The organism is Nonomuraea sp. NPDC049152, assembly GCF_040648355.1.
Classification (GTDB): domain Bacteria; phylum Actinomycetota; class Actinomycetes; order Streptosporangiales; family Streptosporangiaceae; genus Nonomuraea.
In genome coordinates this window covers 236447-256276 of the sequence record NZ_JBEZDO010000010.1, presented here as the reverse complement: position 1 = coordinate 256276, position 19830 = coordinate 236447, and the positions used below count along the sequence as shown (strand labels likewise).

Here is a 19830-nt window from a genome sequence, read left to right as displayed (position 1 = left end):
ACCCGGCCCGGCCGCGACGCTGATGAGCATGCTGAAATCAGTTGTCCGCTACGGCTACGTGCCGTTCATGCTGCTGGGCGTCAACGGCGCCGCCATCACCCTGGCCGCCGCTGGCGCCTCCAAGCTGTGGCTGGTCGCCCTGCTGCTGGCAGCGATCGGCTGCTCGTTCGCCGCCGAGCACGCTCTGCCGTATGAGCGGGAGTGGAACAGCCCGGCCGGTGACGGCGGCCGTGACGTCGCCCATGCCGGCGTCAACGAACTGCTGCTGCTCGTCAGCGTGGGGATCATCCCGCTGCTGGCCGCCGCCGTCACCGTCGCCGACCTGTGGCCGCACTCCTGGCCCTTCGCGGTGCAGGTCCTGGCCGCCATCTTGATCGCCGACCTCGGCACCACGCTGACCCACTACGCCAGCCACAAGGTCGGCGTGTTGTGGCGCTTCCACGCCGTCCACCACTCCATCAAGCGCTTCTACGGCTTCAACGGCCTGATGAAGCATCCCCTGCACCAAACTCTGGAGATGAGCGCCGGCGTCGCCCCGCTCATCCTCATCGGACTGCCCCTCGACGTCGCTTCCGCCCTGGCCGTCACCGTCGCCGTCCAGCTGCTGCTACAGCACTCCAACGCCGACTACCGCATCGGCGCCCTCAAGTACGTGCTCGCCCTCAACGAGGGTCACCGCTTCCACCACTTGAAGTGGGCCGGCATCGGCGACGTCAACTTCGGCCTGTTCACACTGATCTGGGACCACCTGCTCGGCACCTTCTCCTACGACCCCACCCGCCGTTTCTCCTCCGACCAGCTCGGCATGGCAGCCAAGCCGAACTACCCCACCGGCTACCTGGCCCAGCTCGCTGAACCCTTCCGAGCCTCCGGCGCCTGCCACATCACCGACGCCACCACCGACGACGACGCCACCCTGAACACTGCCCGCAGCTGACGCCCGGAGCCTCACCTGCGGCGCCGCGCGGCCGGATCCCGGCCTTCCTGCCGGCGCGCCAGCGCCTCCGGGTATAACGGACCAGCAACGCCACCGAGGTGTGGCCGGAGTAGGCCAGCAGCGTGGAGGTGTTCGCGCCGTCCTCGGCGGCATGGGTGAGGGCGCTGTGGCGCAGCTGATGCAACGTCCACGGCTCACTGCCAAGCCCGGCGGTCGCGGCCTCGAACACCTCGGCCGAGCGGCGATACGACAGCCGCGCCCGCCTGGAGTCCGGATCGAGGTCGCCGGGCGGCAGCTCGATACGGGCGCGGCGATCGGTGAGAAAGGCGGGCCGGTGCGGCGGCCGTCCAGCAGACGGGGCAAGAGCCGAGTGGTGGCCGTGCGTCAGACGATGACGTCGACCGCGCCGCCCTTACGCCGCACCTTCGCCCGGCGCTTACGCAGATCAAGCTCGTCCACATCCAGGCTTCTTGGGGTGCGACCGGGGTACGGCGGAAACGGGCCGCAGGGTGGGATAGCTGCTGATCACCGTGGTGGGAGTGCCGGCTGCTTGTCCGCTGTCGCGGCACCGCACTACCTTGCCGATGTGGATCTCTTCTCTCGCTCTTGGACGGCGTTGCGCGCGGCGGTCGCCGAACTCCCGGACGAGGACTTCGCCCAGCCGTCCGGCTGTAACGGCTGGCTCGTGCGGGACCTGGTGTGTCATCTGGTCATCGATGCTCAGGACGTGCTGATCACCCTCGTGACCCCCGCCGAAACGGAACCGACCCGGGACGCGGTGACCTACTGGGACGTCGCCGAAACGCCGCCGACCGGAGACGACCCGCTCGACGCGCTGATCGTCCGGCTGGCCGCCGCTTACCGGGAGCCTCGGCTGCTCAAGTTCCACCTCGACGACGTCGGCTCCGCCGCCGGCCGCGCCGCCGGACTCGCCGACCCGGGCCTGCGGGTCAGCACCCGCGACGAGGTCCTCACCGCGGGCGTGCCCCGACCGACGCGGAGAAGGCCGCACTGGGCGAGCTGGCCGCGAAACTCCCGCTCGTCCTCGGCTGATCGTCCGGCTGACCCGGTCATCAGTCACGGGCGTGGTGGCAGACGGCCTCCAGCATGATCCCGAAGGGGTCGAGCCAGAACGTGGCGTAGTAGGGCGGCGGGTACTGCGGGAACTCCTGGGGCTCATGCAGCACCGGCGCGCCCAGCTCGACGGCCAGCGCGTGCGCGGCGCGAACGGCGGTACGCGTCTTGACCATGAAGGCCAGGTGCTGCAGGCCGCTACGGTGCCGGGAGTAGCCACCCTCCTCCCGGGCGGGATAGAAGAACAGGAAAGTGCCGGGTTTGCCGTTGGCCGGCCGGTAGGCGAACTCGTCCGCCGCGCTGAAGAACTCCTCCATGCCCAGCAGCGGCATGACCCGGTCGTAGTACGCCTTGGCCGCGCGCAGATCGGGAACGTTGATCCCGATGTGACCCATCATGATCGGATTAGAGCACGGCGTTCCATCCCGTGGCGAGGATCCCGACCCCGGACGGCACACCGGCCTCGATCCCGGCGGGTGATCAGCGCGCTGGTCGCGGAACAGCCGTCAGGCGCTATGGCGTCTCCAGATAGGTGTCGAGCGCGGCCGCGCCCGCCAGCATCGCCAGACCCCGAGCCGTCAGCCGGTCGCGCCACTCCCGCAGCGTCGCCTGCAGCGGCTCCGGTCCGCCCGCCGCCCGCACCCGCTCCAGCACCCGCGCGATCTGCTCCAGCCCGTGCCCGCCCCGCCGCAGCTGGTGGGCCAGCAGCACGTCGCGCACGTCGGCGGAGGTGTAGACGCGGTAGCCGGTGCGCGGGTCGCGCCGGGGCACGATCAGCCCGGCCCGCTCCCATTTGCGCAACGTCGCCGGCCGGATGCCGAGCCTGCGCGCCAGCGGACCGATGAACGTCACACCCGGCTCCAGCTCACGCGGCGGCGCCAGGTCGCGCAGCGCCCGTTCCACGGCCTCCAGCGTGCGCCGGTCGCCGGCCAGCTGCGCGTGGCTCTCGTCGATCAGCCGCAGCGCCTCCTCGACCGCGCCGCCGTTCACGGCCCGCATGATCGCCCCCGCGGTCGCGTGGCCGTGCGCGGGGATCAACGCCAGGAACGTCCGCAACGCCGCCGCGTGGCGCGGAGCGTAGACGCGGTAGCCGTGCGGCGAGCGCTCGGCCGGCGGCAGGAATCCCGCCTCCTCGTAGTTGCGCACCGCCTGCGTGGACAGGCCGTGCTCGCGGGCCAGATCGATGGGCCGCAACCGCATTTTGAAGGTACGTCCTCGTCAGTAATCGGGAATGACGTCAAAGTTTACACGAAGGGTCCAACGATACCGTTGAAGGTATGACGGCCTTGATCCGGGACGCCGCCCGTCCCTTCACCGGCGACGCCCTCACCGCGCTCCTGTCCCCCGCCACCCGCCTACTCGGCCTCGGCGAGCCCACCCACGGCGTCGAAGCCTTCCTCGAGCTCCGCAACGAGCTCTGCCGCCATCTCGTCGAGCACGAGGGCTACCGCTCGATCACCATGGAGAGCGACTGCCTGTCGGCCCTGGCCGCCGACGCGTACGTCACCGACGGCATCGGAACTCTCGACGACGCGATGAGCCGCGGCTTCAGCCACGGCTTCGGCGCCTCATCCGGCAACCGCGAGCTCCTGCGCTGGATGCGCGCCTACAACGAGGGGCGTCCCCCGCACGATCGGCTCCACTTCCACGGATTCGACGGCCCACTGGAGATCACCGGCGCCGCCAGCCCCCGCCCCGCCCTGACCGCACTGCACGACTACCTCGCCGCCCACCTCGACCTGGCCTCGAGTCGCGAGACCCTCGACGAGCTGATCGGCCCCGACGCGCGCTGGACCAACCCGGCCACCATCATGGATGCCACCCAGTCCGTCGGCCGCACCCCAGAGGCCAAGGAACTGCGCCTGATCGCCGACGACCTGCGCGCGCTGCTCACCGCCCACGCCCCCCACCTGACGGCGGCCACCTCCCCCGACGACTGGTGGCGCGCCGACCTGTACGGCCGCACCGCCGCCGGGCTCCTGCGCTACCACGCCGGCATGGCCGACCCCGCAGCCACCCGCGTCGGCGCGCTGATGTGCCTGCGCGATGTGATGATGGCCGACAACCTCGACGCCGTCGTCCGCCGCGAGGCCCGTCGCGGCCCCACTCTCGCCTTCGCCCACAACCGCCACCTGCAGCGCGACAAGAGTCACCTGCAGTTCGCCGGCCTGCCGCTCCAGTGGTGGAGCGCGGGCGCCATCATCGGCACCCGCCTCGGCGACCAGTACGGCTTCGCCGCCACCACTTTCGGCGCCCGCGGCTCCGACGTCCCCCCATCCCGACACCCTCGAAGGGCTCCTGTCCACCCTCCCCCACGCCCGCGTCGTCATCGATCCCGGACGCCTCGCCGCGGCCCTCGACCGGAAGCTGACGCCCCGCGTCCCGGCCGACCACACGTACTTGCCCCTCGATCCGGCCACCACCGACCAGATCGACGCCATCGTCTTCATCAAGGAAATCTGAGCCACCCATGCTGGCGACGCGGGCAGCGAGAGGTCAGCGGCGGTGCTGATCCGGGCCGGGTTCTGTGGCTGGTCCTCGGCGGGCCCGGCCGGTGACCCCGCAGGCGGCCGATGAGGCCGAGCACGCGCTCGAAAGGATCCGAAGTGATCGGCTCGGCGTTCGTAGCGGCGGTGGCCAGCCAGCCAGGAAACCGTCCGCTCGACGACCCGGCGCGTCTGCCGCCACCTGCCTGCGGCCGAACCGGAGACGCGGGCACTACCCGCTGGAACAACTCCCCCAGCTCGTCCGGGACCAGCCGATCCATGAACGCTTCCACGATCCATGCAATGAAAGATCGCCAATCAAGACATGGCCTTACATCATGACCTCACGCAGTGGAGGAGAAAGAGAGTTGCTCGCTGCGGGTGCGCAGGAATCCGGTCATCGCGTCGACGCCGAGACCGATGGCGCTCTCGTCCACCGCGAAGTCGGGAGTGTGCGGTGTCCCCTGCTCACCCACTCCGAAGAAGAACATCGCTCCCGGCGCCCGCTCCAGGAACAGCGCGAAGTCCTCCCCGTTGAAGGGATAGGGCGCGTGGAGGAGCGTGGCGTTCAGGTGACGCGCGCCGGCCAGCGCGTGTTCCGGTGAGTTGATCGTGGCCGGGAAGCGTTCGATGAACCGCACGCGTGGCCCGGCCTGCGAGTGGAGCAGCGACCGGATCTCCTCGTAGCGGCTGTCGGGCCAGGCCCGTACCCAGCCCTGCACCGCGTCCCCCTCGCGGTGGACCTGGGCGTAGACGAAGCTTGTCAGCGGGCCGCCGGGGGTCTGCATGTCCTCCACCAGTCGGGCGAGTTCGTCACGGCTGGTCGGCGGGATCACCGTCGACAGGCCCGCGATCAGGCTCTCGAACCGCCGCGCCTCCTCGGGCGACAGACCCTCGATCCGGAAAATGTCCTGGCCCGGATGCCCGAACTCCGGCGCGACCGCGAACGTCCCGGCGGGCAACGGCGCGCTGTGCAGCGCGTAGACCTCCCGCGGCGGGACCGGATCCAGGGCCCCGTCGCCGATCATGGCGCGGGCGCCCTCACAGGTCTCCTCGGCGGGCTGGAAGAAGAAGACCGTCCGGCCTGAGGTCTGCTCGCTCGCGAGGGCCCGCGCGACGCCCACGCCGATCGCGGTGTGCACGTCGTGCCCGCACAGGTGAGCCGCCCCACCTGGTACGGCGACCGCGTCCATGTCGGCCCGGTAGCCGATCGCCGGCCCGTCCCCGGTGTCCAGGATCGCCACCACGCCGTGCCCGCCCACGCCCGTACGGACATGCAGGCCCGCCTCACGCAGGGCATCCGCGACCAGGGCCGCGGTACGTCGCTCCGCTCCGGCCAGCTCGGGGTGCCGGTGGATCTCGCGCCGTAATTCGATCAGTTCGTCATGCTCCATGGCGGAATGCTGTCACAGGAAGCCGTCGGCTTCCTCCGGCCTGCCCTCACTCACCAGCCCGCCCGGCGCACCGCCCGCTGGTCATCAAGACGAGCGACTTCGTTGGCGGGTGGACGCCAAGTTCTGCCCCAGCCGCTGCAGGACGGCGGCGTGGCGGGAGCGGCGGGCGATCCCCCGGCGTGGTTGATCGTCTTGCGGGCTCGGGCTCCGCGTTCGGTCTAGCCGTTCGCCCACAAAGTAGAGCGTTGCAGGCCACAGCCAGTGACCATTGCCCGCCGCCAGGTCGGGATTCGGTCCGGGCGTTCGGGGGTGAGTCACGTGCTTGCCGCTCCGATGACCCGAACAAGGGGTGTTCGCCCTGGTCGCGACGTTCGGGCGCGGGTACACCTGCTGAAGGAGCCGATCCTGCTGCCGGGCACACGTGTTGGTTCGTGGTCTGCGCGTCCGGTCCCGTCACTCGGCCGCACGTGCCGCGATTACTTCACACGCCATCAGCACGTGTGATCACAGACGCACTCGGATACTCAGCTACCCAGGGGGAGACCGACCGATGGTTGCCAGCGACCTTGTTCTCATCGCGGGGGCCGGTGGCGTGGGCCGCGCAGTCCTCGACCTACTGCGCGCGCAGGACGTGCCGGTGCGCGCGATGGTCCGCCGCGACGATGATCGTGCGGCTGAGTTGCGTGCACTCGGGGCTGAGGTGGTCGTCGGCGATCTCACCCGACCCGAGAGCGTCGCGGCCGCGCTGGAGGGCGTCGGGCGGATGTATTTCGCGATGCCCGTCTCGCCGGACCATCTGCTGGCGGCGACCGTGGTGGCAACCGTGGCGCGGGAGCACGGGGAACTGGCCGGCTTGGTCGGCATGTCACAGATGACGGTGTCGCAGATGACCGCCACCAGCACCGCGGAGTCGCACCAGCAGCGGCTGCACTGGCTGGCCGAGCAGGTACTCGACTGGTCGAGCCTGCCGGTGGTGCACATCCGGCCGACGTCGTTCCTGGACAATCCGCTGTTCACCACGCTGGCGGCGCAGTCGATCCGGGAGAACGGCACGATCGCGCTGCCGTTCGGCACCGGGCGCACATCACCGGTCGCCATGGACGACGTCGCCCGGGTGGTCGCCATCGTGCTCCGCGACCCGGCTCCGCATGTTGGGCACGTCTACGAACTGACCGGGCCACGCACGGTCGACATGACGGAGATGGCCGAGGAGTTCTCACGGGCGTTGGGGCGTCCGGTGTCGTACGTGGACGTGCCGCTGGACCGGTGGCGGGCCGAGGTGCTCGCGAAGGCGGGCCTGCCTCCGCACACCGAACAGCACATCGCCACCATGGCCCGACTGCACCGCGAGAACCGTTACGACCGCGCGTCCGACGACGTCGAACGCGTGACGGGCGTACCTGCTCAAACGATCGAGGCGTTCGTGGCCGCTCGCAGGGACTTCTACCTGGGCTGAGCCGCTCCAGTCTGGGCCAGAAAGCTGAACGACCGCCGCAGGAAGGGGCGGGCGCCGGCGGATATGGCCTGATCGGCATGCGCGAGCGCGTCGCCCTGCACGGCGGCACCCTTACCGCCGGCCCGCAGGCCGACGGGGGTTCGCCGTGGTGGCGAGTGCCTGGGCCGCGGCACGGTCAGGGTGCCGTCGAATCGAGTACCAAGGACGGCGGTGAGCGCCGCCACCGGGTGGCAGCACCGGCGGCGGCAGTCAGCGGAGCCGTATCCGGATCGGGACAGGCCCAGGACCAAGGTCCTGGTCTTGGGCCGGGGGAAGGATCCAGGGCCCCGGTCCGGATCATCCGCTGCCAGGAGGTTTGCCGCCTCTCGGGGTGATGGTCTGGATATCGGGCGGGAGCCCCCGGCAGACGTTCGTATTCAAGTCCGTCCGCCGGAGGACATCATGATCCGCGCCCTGACCGGATACTCCACCAGACACCCATGGTGGGCAGCATCGAATCTGCCGGGAGGCAAAGAATGATTATGAAGAGTGTGGGCTGGTGTCGTTTCCATGCGGTCGTGACGTCAGCGGCCGTGGCCGCGTCCGTCGGTGCGCTGGCGGTGGGTCCGGCTCACGCATCGTCGTCCGGATACGATCGGGCGGCCTTGCAGGCGGATCTGGATGCGATCCGCGCCGCCGGCACGCTGGGAGTACAGGCGCGGGTGGTCTCACCCGGCGGTGACCTGGCCGCGGCGAGCGGTACGGCGGTGCGGGGCCGCAACGTGCCGATCCCGCTCGACGGGCACTTCCGGATGGGCAGCAACACCAAGACCTTCGTCGCTACTGTGATCTTGCAGTTGGAGGCGGAGGGCCGCCTGTCCCTTGACGACAGCGTCGAACGGTGGCTTCCCGGGCTGGTGCGCGGCAACGGCAACGACGGGCGCGCGATCACCATCAGACACCTGCTCCAGCACACCAGCGGCCTGTATGACTCCGTGGGCGACATCGAGAAGAAGATGCGCACGGAGCGGGGCTACCGCACCTACCGGTTCCTGCGCATGAACCCGCGGCGGCTGGTGGCTCTCAGCGTCGGCCACCGCCCGCTCTTCGCCCCCGGCTCCCGCTGGAGCTATTCGAACATCAACTACCTCTTGGCCGGGCTGGTCATCGAGCGGGCCACCGGGAACTCCTGGCGCAAGGAGGTGGAGCGCCGGATCATCACGCCGCTGCGGCTGCGGAACACGACGTTGCCCGGCGACTCCCCGCTCCTGCCCAAGCCGCACGTACAGAGCTACACCCAGGACGCCAAGACCTCCCGGCCGTTCCGCGCCACCCTGCTCAGTCTCGGCTGGGCCGGCGCGGCGGGCGAGGCCGTCACCACCACCGGCGACCTGAGCAGGTTCTGGCGTGCGCTGCTGGGCGGGAAGCTACTGCCGCCGCAACAGCTGAAGAAGATGACGACCACGGTTCCCATCGGCGCGCCCGGCAGGGAGTTCGGCCTGGGCATGGCCAAGCAGCAACTGAGCTGCGGGGTCACGGCCTGGTCGCACCCCGGCGGCACACCCGGGTTCATCACCGACAACGCCGTCACCCAGGACGGCCGCACCAGCGTGATCGTCTCACGCACCACCTACCCCGGCACGCGAGAGCAGGGCCAAGCCACTGCCCGCCTGATCGACAACGCACTCTGCGGCATCTCACCGACCGACTGATCATCCCGTGGAGGACCGGTAGCGTCTGGACGAGTCGGCGGATGGTCGCGGTGCGGGCGTGGAGCAGCGAGTGACATCCCCGGCCACCGGACGCGCACCGGTGCTACCGAGGACGGCCGCGCGGTCACCGCCGACGGCGCACCCGCCAAGCAGAGCCCTCGATGTCCTGGCCCTTCTCGACACCACCCTGTGCGGGAAGTGAGCGCACCGGTCCCCGCTATCCGGTGTGCCCGTCGCCGGGCGGGTCCCCGGCTGCCACGCGGGCAGTGACCAGGCCCGATTCGTAGGCCACGATGACCGCCTGGGCGCGGTCGCGGACGGAAAGCTTGTCGAAGATGCTGGTGATGTAGTTCTTGACGGTGGAGAGGCTGATGTCGAGGACACGGGAGATCTCAGTGTTGTCGAGGCCGGTGGCCATCAGACGCCACACCTCGACCTCGCGGGGCGTGAGTTCACCCAGGCCTGTGGGGGTCGGCCGCGTACCGTGAGGTGCCCGTACGTAGGTGGAGATCAGCCGGGTGAGCAGGCGCGGGGCGACGGCGGCCTCGCCGGCGTGGACGGTGCGGATCGCCGCGCTCAGGTCCTCCGGGGAGCTGTCCTTGGGCAGGAACCCGTAGGCTCCGGCGCGCAGGGCGCCCACGACGTACTCGTCCATGTCGAAGGTGCTGAGGGCCAGGACCCGGGAGCCGGGCACGGTGGCGGCGAGTTCCTTGGTCGCGCCGACCCCGTCGAGGACGGGCATCCGGATGTCCATCACCACGACGTCGGGGCGCAGCCGGCGGGCGAGAGTGACGGCCTGCGCGCCGTTCTCGGCCTCTCCCACCACCTCGAAGGACGGGTCGGGGGAGAGAATCAGCGACAGTCCGCGCCGTACCAGCAGCTGGTCGTCCACGATCAGCACCCTGATCGGCGGCGTCGGCCCGGTCCCGGTCATCGGCGCGCCCCCTCGTGCTGAACGGCTGCCTCGTCCGCCTCGTCCGTGGTCAGCGGCAGGTCGGCCACCACGGCGAACCCCCCGCCGGCCTGCGGGCCGGCGGTGAGGGTGCCGCCGTGCAGGGCGACGCGCTCGCGCATGCCGATCAGGCCGTATCCGCCGGCGCCCACCGTCGGCGCCCCTTCCTGCGGCGGCGTGCCCCCGCCGTCGTCCCGCACCTCGACGGTGACCCGATCCTGACCGTACGTCAGCTGTACGGACGCGCGGGCGGGCCCCGCGTGCTTGCGGGCGTTGGTGAGCGCCTCTTGGGCGATCCTGAACACCGTGAGGCCGACGGTCGGCGGCAATGGGCGCCGCGGCCCGTGGACGCTGAACTCGGTCGGCAGCCCGGCAAGGCGGGACTCGGCCACCAGGCGGCCGAGGTCGTCGGCGCCTGGCTGGGGCTGCGACGGGACGGCCTCCGGTTCGTCGCCGTCCCGCAGTACGTCGAGGAGCTGGCGCATCTCGCGCAGCGCGAGCCGCCCGGAGGCCTCCAGAGTGACCAGGGCGTCCCGGACCACCTCAGGTTCGGCGATGTTGGCCCGCGCTCCGCCGGCCATCAGCTGCATGGTGGTGATGTGGTGGGCCACGATGTCGTGCAACTCCCGTGCGATGCGGCGGCGTTCGTCGGCCACCGCACGGTCGGCAAGGAGCCTGCGGTTGGCCGCCACCTCCCGCTGCCAGCGGTTGACCGCCATGGCGGTGCCGACGACGATCAGGGTGGTGAGGGGCGGGAGAACGGCGTCCTGCCAGGGCGGAATGCGGCCGTTGCTCTGGCTCAGCAGCGTCAGCGACACCGTCGCGGCGGCCGCGACTGCCGTCACCCGGCCGGGGCAGGCCCTGGCGACCGAGTACAGCGCGACCACCAGGACGGCACCGAAGTGCGTGGGCAGCGGCACGGTCAGGGTGGCCGTCGCATCGAGTACCAGGATGGCCGCGAGCGCCGCCACCGGGTGGCGGCGCCGGGCGAGCAGCGGCAGGGCTGCCAGTGCGACGAAGAGGAACCCTGCCACGCTCACGGCGTGCCGGCCGTCGGGGGCGTTGAAGAACGCGTAGCTGAGCAGGTTCATCACGCACGCCCCGCCGGTCACGAGCGCGTCGTTACGAGTCCACGGCGGCTCGGCGCTGTCGATGTGCGGCAGCTCCCGGGCATCGCCAGGCCCGACGTGTCGGCTCCTGGGCATGTCTGTTCCCCCTGTATCCGGCCTTTTGACCCCCGGACCAGGGTTGCACAGCAGCCGCAGTGGCAGCACCGGCGGCGGCGGTCGGCGAACCCGTATCCGGATCGGGACCAGGACCAGGACCAGGACCAGGGTCCTGGTCGCGGGCCGGGGGGAGGATCCAGGCCCCCGGTCCGGATCATCCGCTGCCAGGAGGTTTGCCGCCTCTCGGACTGATGGTCTGGATACCGGCCGGGAGCCCCCGGCAGACGTCCGCATTCAAGTCCGTCCGCCGGAGGACATCGTGATCCGCGCCCTGACCGGATACTCCACCAGACGCCCGTGGAAGGTCATCGCCCTCTGGGCGGTGCTGGGTGTCGTGCTGAGCGCCCTGACCCCGACGCTGTTCGACCGCGTCACCCAGAACCAGGCCGGGGACTTCCTGCCCCGGAGCTACGACTCGGCCGCCGCGCTGCACATCGCCAAGGAGCGGTTCGGGGTCAACCCCGACGCCACCACGGTGACGGTGCTCGTCGCGCGGTCCGACGGCAAGGCTCTCAGCGCCGCCGACCAGAAGCGGGTCGAGGCCGAGGCGGCGACGTTGGGCAAGCGCCGGGTGATCATGCCCAGGGAAGACGACGGCCCGCAGCAGTTCCTGATCCCGGACCGCTCCCAGACGCCCCGGATCGCCCCGGCGATGACGGCGCCCGACCGGAGTTTCGAACTGCTCTCCGTCGAGCTGATCGGGAATCGTGCGGACAAGGGGGTCCAGGGCGTCTACCGGACCTTCCGGGAGGCCGCCCGGACGCAGTTCTCCCAGGCGGGGATGCGTACCGGTTTCACCGGTGCTCTCGCCGACACCGTCGACACCGTCGATTCCCGCAAGACCGCCACGACGGTCGGGAGCGGCCTCATCATGGGGCTCATCATCCTGCTCAACGTGCTGGTGTTTCGTAGCGTGCTGGCGGCCCTGCTGCCGCTGCTCTCGGTCGCCATGATCGGCTTCGTGGCGGCGGGAGCCGTCGCGGGTGCCGCGATGCTCACCGGGCTCAAGCTCGACGCGAGTACCCCGGGGCTGATCAACGTGGTTCTGTTCGGCATCGGCATCGACTACCTGCTGTTCCTGCTGTTCCGCTTCCGCGAGCAGCTGCGGGCCAGGCCCGAGCAGTCCGCCCGCGAGGTGGCCGCGCAGGTCTCCGGCCGGGTGGGCACCGCGATCACCTCGGCGGCGCTGACCATCGTGGCCGCGTTCGCCACACTGGGCGTGGCGACCTTCGGGCAGTTCCGCTCGATGGGCCCCGCGATCGCTGTCGCGGTCCTGGTGATGCTGCTCGGCAGCCTCACCCTGCTGCCGGCGCTGCTCGCGGCCGCCGGGCGCAAGATGTTCTGGCCCTCCCGGGCGGCCTTGCACGGCGAGCCGCGCGAGGGTCGTGCCGCCCGCCTGGGCGCCCTGGTCACGCGACGACCGCTGATGATGCTGACCGCCTCCGTCGCCCTGCTTGCCGCGCTGGCCGCCGGGTTGATCGGCATCCGCATGGACTACGGGCAGGGCGGCTCCGGTGCCCAGACCCCCGCCGCGGCCACCGCGGCCGAGATCTCCCGCACGCTGCCGGCCGGCGTGTCGGACCCGACGAGCGTCTTCGTCACCGCCACCAACGGCGGCACCCTCACAGCCGACCGGCTCGACGGTCTCTCCCGTGCGCTCACCCAGGTCAAGGGCGTGGGCCAGGTCGCACGGACCGTCCTGAACAAGGACCACCGTGCTGCCCGGATCGATCTCTACCCGACCGCGGACCCGCAGAGCCAGCAGGCCCGCGACCTGGCCTCAGGACCGATCCGGGCAGCGGTCGCCCAGCACACGCCTGCCGGGACGTCGGCACACGTGGGCGGGACGCCGGCGATCATCGCCGACATGTCGGCCGCCGTCGATCACGACCTCACGATCGTGTTCCCGGTCGCGGCCGCGCTGATCGCGCTGATCCTCCTGCTGCTCCTGCGCAGCCTGCTCGCACCGGTGATCCTGATGCTCTCCGTCGGGCTCGGCTTCGCCGCCACCCTCGGTGCCGCCACCCTGCTGTTCCAGCACGTTCTCGGCAAGCCGGGCGTCAGCTTCGCCCTCCCGCTGGTGCTGTTCCTGTTCGTCGTGGCGCTGGGCACCGACTACAACATCCTGATCACCGACCGGATCCGGGAGGAGATGCGGCGACCGGGTACGGCTCGCGCCGCCGTGGCCCGCGCCTTACAGCACACGACACCGGCCATCGCGACGGCCGGCGTGGTACTGGCCGCCTCCTTCGCCAGCCTCATCACGTCCCCGGGCAACGAGCAGCTGGCCTTCGCGATGACGCTCGGCATCATGCTCTCCGCGCTCGTCGTGTCGCTGGTGCTGGTCCCCGCCCTTGCCGCACTCCTCGGCCGGGCCATGTGGTGGCCGATCCGCCCGCGGCCCACCGCAGGCGGCCACAGGCAGGACCGTGCGACCGAACCTGTCCCGGAACCCGACCGGGCCACGGCCTACTGAGGCGCGGTCCGCTTCGCGCTTGCCGGTCCGCACCCCTGCGCATCAGTCCAGAGAGGAAAGCAGTGATCGCAGCTCTTGCGTGCCACTCGGTAGCCGTGTGACCAGGAAGCATCCTTCTTCTGATGCCATGCGTCACGGACCTCCACCCGCGGCAAGATCACGATCTACGACTGCCGTATCAGGGTGGCTGGTTCCGGGGATGATCAGGCCGGTCTCGTACGCGATATCAACGGCTTGGGCGCGGCTGGACAGGCGGAGTTTGGTCATGACGCGGCCCAGGTGTGATTTGACGGTGGCCTGGGCGATGTTCAGGCGGGTGGCGATCTGCTGGTTGGTGAGGCCCTGGCCGACCAGGCGGAGCACGGTGGTCTCCTGGCTGGTGAGCTGGGCGAGCTCGGCGGGCCGGCGCCGGTGGGGTTCGGGTGTGGTGGCGAAGTGGTGGACCAGGCGGCGGGTGACGCTGGGCGCCAGCGATCATCGGTGCCGAGGGCGACCCGGTGACCCCCTACCCAGGCCAGCAGGCCATGCATCGTGCGCTGACCGGCTCTCGCATGATCACGCTGACCGGCGCCTACCGTCACACTGTCTACATCGCAGCGGAAAACACCTGCGTCAACACCAAGGTTGACCGCCACCTGGCCGACGGTGTCCTGCCTGACCAAGACGTCACCTGCACCCGCACGGCTGCCTAACAGGGTTCACGCTGGACCGCTCGCGGGTCCGGCACGCGAGCGCGCTATCACTGGTCGGTGACGCCCTCGCGGACTCTTCGCGGACTCCGGGACGCCTGCGGTCGTGCGCGGTCGGTATCGGCGTCCTCGTCCCGAGTTGCGGCCCCGGCCCCGAAACAGCGGTCTGGGCCGTCAGCCAGACGACCCGGTCCAGGCATCAGGCTCTGACAGCGCGCCCGGGCAGGGCGGTCGGCAACAGATACTCGTCGCGGACCACGAACTGGCCGCCGACAAGGACGTGGACGAAACCGGAGGAATGCCTGACCGTCTCGGTGTAGGTGGCACGGTCGCTGACGGTCTCGGGGTCGAAGACGGTAAGGTCGGCGTCGCAGCCCGCCTGAACACGGCCCTTGCGCCGCATCGCCGGGACACCCGAGCCCACCACGTCGGCGGGGATGAGCGTGCACCGGCGCACAGCCTCGGGCAGCGACAGGACGCCGTTCTGCCGGACGAGCCTGCGCAGCGTCCGGCCGTAGGTGCCGGCCGTACGGGGGTGGGTGACGGCGTCGGGCCCGAGCGGCCAAGAGAACGGGTCGGGCGCCCCCGAGCGCCACAGGAGGGGTACGGCGTCGGTGGCGACAGCGGCGTCGGTGAAGGTGAGGGCCCGCTGGATGTAGTCGAACTGGGCGGGGTCATCCTCGTCGAGCAGGTGGACGAAAGCCGCCGAGCCGGGTTCGCTCTCGCGGACCCGACGCAGGGTGTCGGCGTCGGGGATACGGCCCTCGGCACCGAGCAGGCCGATGGAGTGCGGGGTCAGCCCGCGCCGGTGGAGGAGTTCCGGGGCGAGGAAGGCCGCACCGACGCCGGTCATGCCCGCGCCGTAGGGGTAGGCCTCGGTGGTGACGCGCGAGCCTTCGGCACGAACCTTCTCCACCAGGCCGAGCACGCGGTCGACATGGCGGATGGAGGTGCTGTTGACGTGGCAGTAGTGCATGTGCGCGCCGGTCTCGGCGGCAGCGCGGACGATCTCCTCGGCGCCGTCGACGGGAGTGGTGGGGTCCATCTCGACAAGTTCGCGGGCGTGGGTAAAGGTGGGCAGCCCGACGCGGGCGGCGAGGGCGGCCACGGCGAGGTACTCGGAGGGATCGACGCGGGGCGCGTAGCCGACGAGGATGCCGATGCCGAGCGCGCCGTCGCCGAGGTCGCGCTCCAGCATGCCGACGATGCGGTCGACGACATTTCGTGGAGCGGCGCGCTGCCATTCCTCGCGGCCGATGTTGGCGAGGAAGTCATTCCTCAGGTCGCCGCTGGCGTCGAGGCCGAGGAGGACGGCCATACGGGCCACGGCCCAAGAGGTGGCGAAGCCGTAGTTGAGGGGCCTGCCCTCGATCTCGGCCCTGCGGTAGGCGGCGGCGACCGGGTAGGCGCCGGCCTCGAGTTCCAGGACGGTAGTGACGCCGTCGAGCGCCTGCAGGCGGTGGCCGGCGACGTCCATGCTGTGGCTGTGCAGGTCGATGAAGCCCGGACTGACGACGAGGCCGGTCGCGTCGACGGTGGTGACGCCGTCGAGCGACTGGTCGGAGACGGCCTGGATGACCCCGCCGTTGACGCCGACGTCGCGTACGGCGTCCAGACCGGTCTCGGGGTCGATGACCCGGCCGCGGGCGAGGACCAGATCGTATGTCGTCACGCGAGTTCCTTCGTTCCGAGGCTGAACTGCTCAGGGCGCTGGGGCACGATCAACGCGATCAGCGCGCCGAGGACGGTGGTGGCGATGAGCAGGCCGAAAGCAGCGGTGTAGGAGAACTTGTCGACCAGGAAGCCCATGAGGACGGGGGCGAGGACGCCGGCGATCTGACCGCCGACGTTGACGACGCTCATGCCGGATCCGATGACTGCGGGCGGCAGGGCGCGCACGGGCATGCCGAGGATGCCCATCGAGGAAAGGCCCGCCACGCCCATGGCGAGGGTCTGGTAGACGGTGAACCCGACAGCGGAGTCGGCCATCAGCATGAGCACCAGGAGCACGGCGGTGACCAGGAGCAGGGGGATGACGTAGAGCCGGGCTCTGTCGTGGAAGAAGCGGTCGAACAGCCAGCCGCCGAGGAAGACGGTCGCGCACGCGACCAGGCCGGGGATGGCGGACATGACGCCGGTGTTGATAAGGGAGATGCCGCGCTCCTCCAGCAGGTAGCTGGGCACCCAAGTGATCAAGCCGTAGCCGAGCATGTTGGTGGTGCAGAAGAGGGCGGCGAACTTCCAGACCGATGGCGAGCGCATGACGGAGCCGAGGCTGGTCCCCTTGTCCCGAACGACGTCGGAGCCGTTGAGGTGGGCGGGCAGCGCCTTGGGCAGCAGCTTCCAGAGCAGAACGCCGATGGCGACGCCGGCGGCGGCGGTGACCCAGAAGGTGTGGCGCCAGCCGAGGGCGAGGATGAGCGGCGCGACGATGAGCGGGGCCACGCCGGCACCGAGCTGGTTGGAGGCGAGCATGGCACCGGCGGCGGTGGCGCGGACGGCGGGGGTGGTGCGTTCCGCGATGGCCTTGAAGGATGCGCCGGGAAAGAGGCCCTGGCCGACGCCGAAGAGAGCACGGATGACGAGGAGGGATGCCAGACCCCAGGCGATACCGGTGAGGGCGGTGAAGACCGACCAGAGCAACAGAGAGACCATGAGTTGGCGGCGGGCGCCGAACTTGTCGGCGAGGATGCCACCCGGCACCTGGCACAGCAGATAGACCAGGGAGAAGGCGGTGATCAGCCAGCCTTGCTCGGTCTTGGTGAGCGCGAATTCCTCGCCGATGAACGGCAACGCGACGGCCATCATCACCCGATCGACGTAGTCGATCACCCAGACGCCCATGAGCAGGCCGACGGTGACGGTCGCCGTTTTACGTATTTGTGCGGGCGCCAGGGTGGAGGTGCCTTCGGCGAGTCCCATTCACAGGCCTCCGGAGCTTTCGAATCAATGTTCCGGCAACCCTCCATCACGTCACCCGGGAGTGCTTCGTGCAGGAACATGAAGTCAGGGGCCGCCGGTGGTGCGATTGCACCAAGATCTGTCCGCCGGTGGTGAAGCGCCTCGGCGGCCACCGTGGTCCCTTCGGCCTGATCCACGTCGACTTCGCCGCAGGAGAGCGCACCCCGATGAGGTCCTACCAGCGGATCTCCATGGGGCGACCTACGGGAACCGCTCAGCTTTAGCGCGCGGCCGCGGAGAATGCCGGGGCGAAAGGAGCAGCGAGCGGTTCGCGGGATACTGCCCGGGTCCTGAGCGTTGTCAGCGGACTTTCGCCAGGAGGGTCTGCCCGGGACGGGAACCGTGTCCGGCCCGGGCAGACCGCATGATCAGACGCCGAACGGCGCCGGGTAGACGATGGTGCCGCTCGGCACGGGCAGGGCGTCATCGAACACGAGCGCCATCATCGCCTCGTCGGGCACCTCGAAGGACGGGCGGATCCCGTAGCCGGAGGCCGGCGTGAAGCCGAACCGCGGGTAGTACTCGGGGTGGCCGAGCACGAGGACGAGGTTCTCCCCCATGGCGCGGGCGGCCTCGAGGCCGGCGCGGATCGCGGCTGAGCCCGCACCCTGCTTCTGGTAGCGCGGCGAGACGGCGCAGGGGCCGAGGGCCAGGGCGGGGACGTCATCCACGTGGCAGCGGGTGAGCAGGGCGTATCCGGCGATGGTGCCATCGGCGTCCGCTGCCACGATGGACAGGCCGGACAGCCACGCCGGATCGACGCGCAGCGCCTCGACGAGGTCGGCCTCCAGAGGGGTGGGGAAGGCGGCGAGGTTGACCTCGCGGATCGCGGGGATGTCCTGCGCGGTTTCGGGCCGAGCGTGCCAGGTGTGGGACATGGTGGTGGGTATTCCTTCGGTGGTCGTGAAGATGGCTGTGGTGTGGTGAAGCGCAGGCCGGGAAGCAGCACACTCCGCGGCCGGTTCGCTCACGTCCGTCCCTGACGCTCGCGGAAGGCGTAGGTCTCACGCAGGAATCGGGTGATGGCCTTCTTGTGATCCTCGCGTTGGGCGCGTAGCCGTGCGTCGCTTCGGGAGGTCGCCCACGCGTTCTCGCGCTGGAGCTTGCGGTAGCTGTCCAGGCGGCGCTCGCTCAGCTCGCCTGAGGCGATCGCTGCCTGAACCGAGCAGCCGGGTTCGGAGTCGTGGCCGCAGTCGCTGAAACGGCACTCCTGGGCGAACTGCTCGATGTCGGCGAAGACCTGCTGGAGGCCGTCGTCGGCGTCGAACAGGCCGATCCCGCGAAGGCCTGGGGTGTCGATGAGGACGCCGCCGTTCGGCAGCGGAATCAGCTCGCGGCGGACCGTTGTGTGGCGTCCTTTGCCGTCTTGGGCTCGCACGGCGCCGGTCTCCAATACGCCGGAGCCCAGCAGTGCGTTGCCCAGGGTCGACTTGCCCGCTCCGGACGGGCCGAGCAGGACCATCGTGCCGACGAGTACGGCCATGACCGCATCCAGCCCCTGACCGGTGGTGGCGCTGGCGACGATGACCTCCACTCCGGGAGCCAGTTGAGCCACCTCGGCCACGGCATGGCCGGGATCGGCCGACTGGTCGGCCTTGGTCAGCACGATCACTGGGTACGCGCCGCTCTCCCAGACCAGGGCCAGCAGCCGCTCGATGCGACTCGGGTTCAGCGGGGTCCCGAGAGAGACGACCAGGGCGGCCGTGTCGACGTTGGCGGCCAGCGCCTGGCCGTACGAGGAACGCGATGCCGACGAGCGGACGATGACGCTGCGGCGCGGCAGCAGCGCCGTCAGCTCGGGGTCGCGGCCCGTGCGCAGGACGGCCCAGTCTCCGGTACACGGAGACGACACCGGATCCGATGCGCCTACCAGCGAGGTGCCGGCCCGTAGCGGGCCGGACTCGGTGATGACATCACATTCACCGCCGCGGTGGACGCCGATGACGCGTGCGGGGACGAGACCCGCGGCGTGGTGGGATGCGAAGGACTTCTCGAACGTTTCGTCCCAGCCGTAGGCGGACAAACCGCCGCCGGGAGAAGAGTTGGAATACAACAGTGTGGAACCCTTTGTTGTGGGGCCCCGGCGAAGACGGCGGCACATTACGCCCGCGTTGAGCGGGCTGCCGCAGAGAAGGTCAGCCGAGGGCCCGGGACGTGAGGATGAACCGGGTGCCGCGGACAGCAGCCATCTTCACGACGGTCATCAACCTCACCTCCCTCAGAGTTCCCACTGCCGAATCCGAAGATCTTGCGATCTTTACTCTAACACAGCTAGATCCTGGAGTCCGGTTCTCACCTCATGGGCCCGATCGGGTCTGGGGCGCGCCCTGGCGTCGACGCGTGGGAAGACCACCGCTGTCCGCTCTCCACAGACGCCTCGGTCGGGAGGCGACCGTGACCGCGATCAGCGTGGGTCGCTGCAGACAGGGCTCCTGGTGGTTGCGCCACCCTCTGCCGGCAGGTCCGCAGCGGGGTTCACCAGGTGCTC

General features: G+C 70.3%; 18 protein-coding genes and 2 pseudogenes. 8 read left to right on the top strand and 12 right to left on the bottom strand.

Annotated elements, in window-relative coordinates; all coding sequences use genetic code 11:
- Positions 1 to 28 precede the first annotated feature (28 nt).
- A complete protein-coding gene (locus tag AB0B45_RS20805) occupies positions 29 to 937 on the top strand; it encodes a sterol desaturase family protein (RefSeq protein ID WP_358132680.1) in 909 nt (302 codons plus the stop codon).
- On the opposite strand, the gene AB0B45_RS20800 is transcribed toward AB0B45_RS20805, so the two are convergent.
- A complete protein-coding gene (locus AB0B45_RS20800; protein WP_358132733.1) occupies positions 885 to 1190 on the bottom strand; it encodes a tyrosine-type recombinase/integrase in 306 nt (101 codons plus the stop codon). The two genes, AB0B45_RS20805 and AB0B45_RS20800, sit on opposite strands and share 53 nt — an antisense overlap.
- A gap of 333 nt (positions 1191 to 1523) precedes the next feature.
- On the opposite strand from AB0B45_RS20800, the gene AB0B45_RS20795 reads away from it, so the two are divergent.
- A complete protein-coding gene (locus AB0B45_RS20795) occupies positions 1524 to 2048 on the top strand; it encodes a maleylpyruvate isomerase N-terminal domain-containing protein (RefSeq protein WP_358132678.1) in 525 nt (174 codons plus the stop codon).
- Here the strand turns inward: AB0B45_RS20795 and AB0B45_RS20790 are convergent.
- The gene (locus AB0B45_RS20790) at positions 2011 to 2409 is read right to left on the bottom strand and encodes a VOC family protein (protein ID WP_358132676.1); all 399 of its coding nucleotides are present in this window, start codon (positions 2407 to 2409) and stop codon (positions 2011 to 2013) included. The genes AB0B45_RS20795 and AB0B45_RS20790 overlap by 38 nt on opposite strands.
- 115 nt (positions 2410 to 2524) lie before the next feature.
- Positions 2525 to 3211 carry a MerR family DNA-binding transcriptional regulator gene (locus AB0B45_RS20785; RefSeq protein WP_358132674.1) on the bottom strand — a complete coding sequence of 229 codons (687 nt, stop codon included), beginning with the start codon at positions 3209 to 3211 and terminating at the stop codon, positions 2525 to 2527.
- Positions 3212 to 3288: 77 nt separating this feature from the next.
- On the opposite strand from AB0B45_RS20785, the gene AB0B45_RS20780 reads away from it, so the two are divergent.
- Positions 3289 to 4569: an erythromycin esterase family protein gene (locus AB0B45_RS20780; RefSeq protein WP_358132672.1), complete on the top strand. Its 1281-nt coding sequence runs from the start codon at positions 3289 to 3291 to the stop codon at positions 4567 to 4569.
- Between the two features lie 110 nt (positions 4570 to 4679).
- Here AB0B45_RS20780 and AB0B45_RS20775 read toward each other — a convergent pair.
- Together AB0B45_RS20775 and AB0B45_RS20770 are read right to left on the bottom strand one after the other, a co-directional pair.
- Positions 4680 to 4778, bottom strand: a pseudogene (locus AB0B45_RS20775) (IS5/IS1182 family transposase); the annotation flags it as partial.
- A 63-nt stretch (positions 4779 to 4841) separates the two neighbouring features.
- Entirely contained in the window at positions 4842 to 5891 is a 1050-nt protein-coding gene (locus AB0B45_RS20770) for a M20/M25/M40 family metallo-hydrolase (protein WP_358132670.1), read from the bottom strand.
- A gap of 550 nt (positions 5892 to 6441) precedes the next feature.
- Between AB0B45_RS20770 and AB0B45_RS20765 the strand changes: the two genes are divergently transcribed.
- From AB0B45_RS20765 to AB0B45_RS20755, 3 genes and pseudogenes are all read left to right on the top strand, one after another.
- Positions 6442 to 7347, top strand: a complete 906-nt coding sequence (locus AB0B45_RS20765) for an NmrA family NAD(P)-binding protein (protein WP_358132669.1) — start codon at positions 6442 to 6444, stop codon at positions 7345 to 7347.
- A gap of 53 nt (positions 7348 to 7400) precedes the next feature.
- Positions 7401 to 7721 (top strand): annotated as a pseudogene (locus AB0B45_RS20760) (hypothetical protein); the annotation flags it as partial.
- Between the two features lie 270 nt (positions 7722 to 7991).
- Positions 7992 to 9038, top strand: a complete 1047-nt coding sequence (locus tag AB0B45_RS20755) for a serine hydrolase domain-containing protein (RefSeq protein WP_358132667.1) — start codon at positions 7992 to 7994, stop codon at positions 9036 to 9038.
- A gap of 217 nt (positions 9039 to 9255) precedes the next feature.
- Here AB0B45_RS20755 and AB0B45_RS20750 read toward each other — a convergent pair whose 3' ends face one another.
- Positions 9256 to 9972: a response regulator transcription factor gene (locus AB0B45_RS20750; RefSeq protein WP_358132665.1), complete on the bottom strand. Its 717-nt coding sequence runs from the start codon at positions 9970 to 9972 to the stop codon at positions 9256 to 9258.
- Positions 9969 to 11195, bottom strand: a complete 1227-nt coding sequence (locus AB0B45_RS20745) for a sensor histidine kinase (RefSeq protein ID WP_358132663.1) — start codon at positions 11193 to 11195, stop codon at positions 9969 to 9971. The genes AB0B45_RS20750 and AB0B45_RS20745 overlap by 4 nt, the downstream gene beginning before the upstream one ends.
- Positions 11196 to 11475: 280 nt before the next feature.
- Here AB0B45_RS20745 and AB0B45_RS20740 point away from each other — a divergent pair, with 280 nt between their 5' ends.
- Entirely contained in the window at positions 11476 to 13692 is a 2217-nt protein-coding gene (locus AB0B45_RS20740) for an MMPL family transporter (RefSeq protein WP_358132662.1), read from the top strand.
- Positions 13693 to 13824: 132 nt separating this feature from the next.
- On the opposite strand, the gene AB0B45_RS20735 is transcribed toward AB0B45_RS20740, so the two are convergent.
- Positions 13825 to 14139 (bottom strand): LuxR C-terminal-related transcriptional regulator, encoded by a 315-nt coding sequence (locus tag AB0B45_RS20735; RefSeq protein ID WP_358132731.1) that lies wholly within the window; start codon positions 14137 to 14139, stop codon positions 13825 to 13827.
- A 26-nt stretch (positions 14140 to 14165) separates the two neighbouring features.
- Here AB0B45_RS20735 and AB0B45_RS20730 point away from each other — a divergent pair, with 26 nt between their 5' ends.
- The gene (locus tag AB0B45_RS20730) at positions 14166 to 14384 is read left to right on the top strand and encodes an alpha/beta hydrolase (RefSeq protein ID WP_358132729.1); all 219 of its coding nucleotides are present in this window, start codon (positions 14166 to 14168) and stop codon (positions 14382 to 14384) included.
- Between the two features lie 196 nt (positions 14385 to 14580).
- Here AB0B45_RS20730 and AB0B45_RS20725 read toward each other — a convergent pair whose 3' ends face one another.
- The 4 genes from AB0B45_RS20725 to rsgA all read right to left on the bottom strand — a co-directional run bounded on the left by AB0B45_RS20725 (position 14581) and on the right by rsgA (position 19395).
- Positions 14581 to 16053, bottom strand: coding sequence for an amidohydrolase family protein (locus AB0B45_RS20725; protein ID WP_358132660.1), 1473 nt, complete (start codon positions 16051 to 16053; stop codon positions 14581 to 14583).
- On the bottom strand, positions 16050 to 17303 hold the full coding sequence (locus AB0B45_RS20720; protein ID WP_358132658.1) for an MFS transporter: 1254 nt from the start codon (positions 17301 to 17303) through the stop codon (positions 16050 to 16052). Before AB0B45_RS20720 ends, AB0B45_RS20725 begins: the two co-directional genes overlap by 4 nt.
- 407 nt (positions 17304 to 17710) lie before the next feature.
- Positions 17711 to 18220 (bottom strand): N-acetyltransferase, encoded by a 510-nt coding sequence (locus tag AB0B45_RS20715; protein WP_358132656.1) that lies wholly within the window; start codon positions 18218 to 18220, stop codon positions 17711 to 17713.
- Between the two features lie 89 nt (positions 18221 to 18309).
- Positions 18310 to 19395: a ribosome small subunit-dependent GTPase A gene (gene rsgA / locus AB0B45_RS20710; RefSeq protein WP_358132654.1), complete on the bottom strand. Its 1086-nt coding sequence runs from the start codon at positions 19393 to 19395 to the stop codon at positions 18310 to 18312.
- Positions 19396 to 19830: the final 435 nt, after the last annotated feature.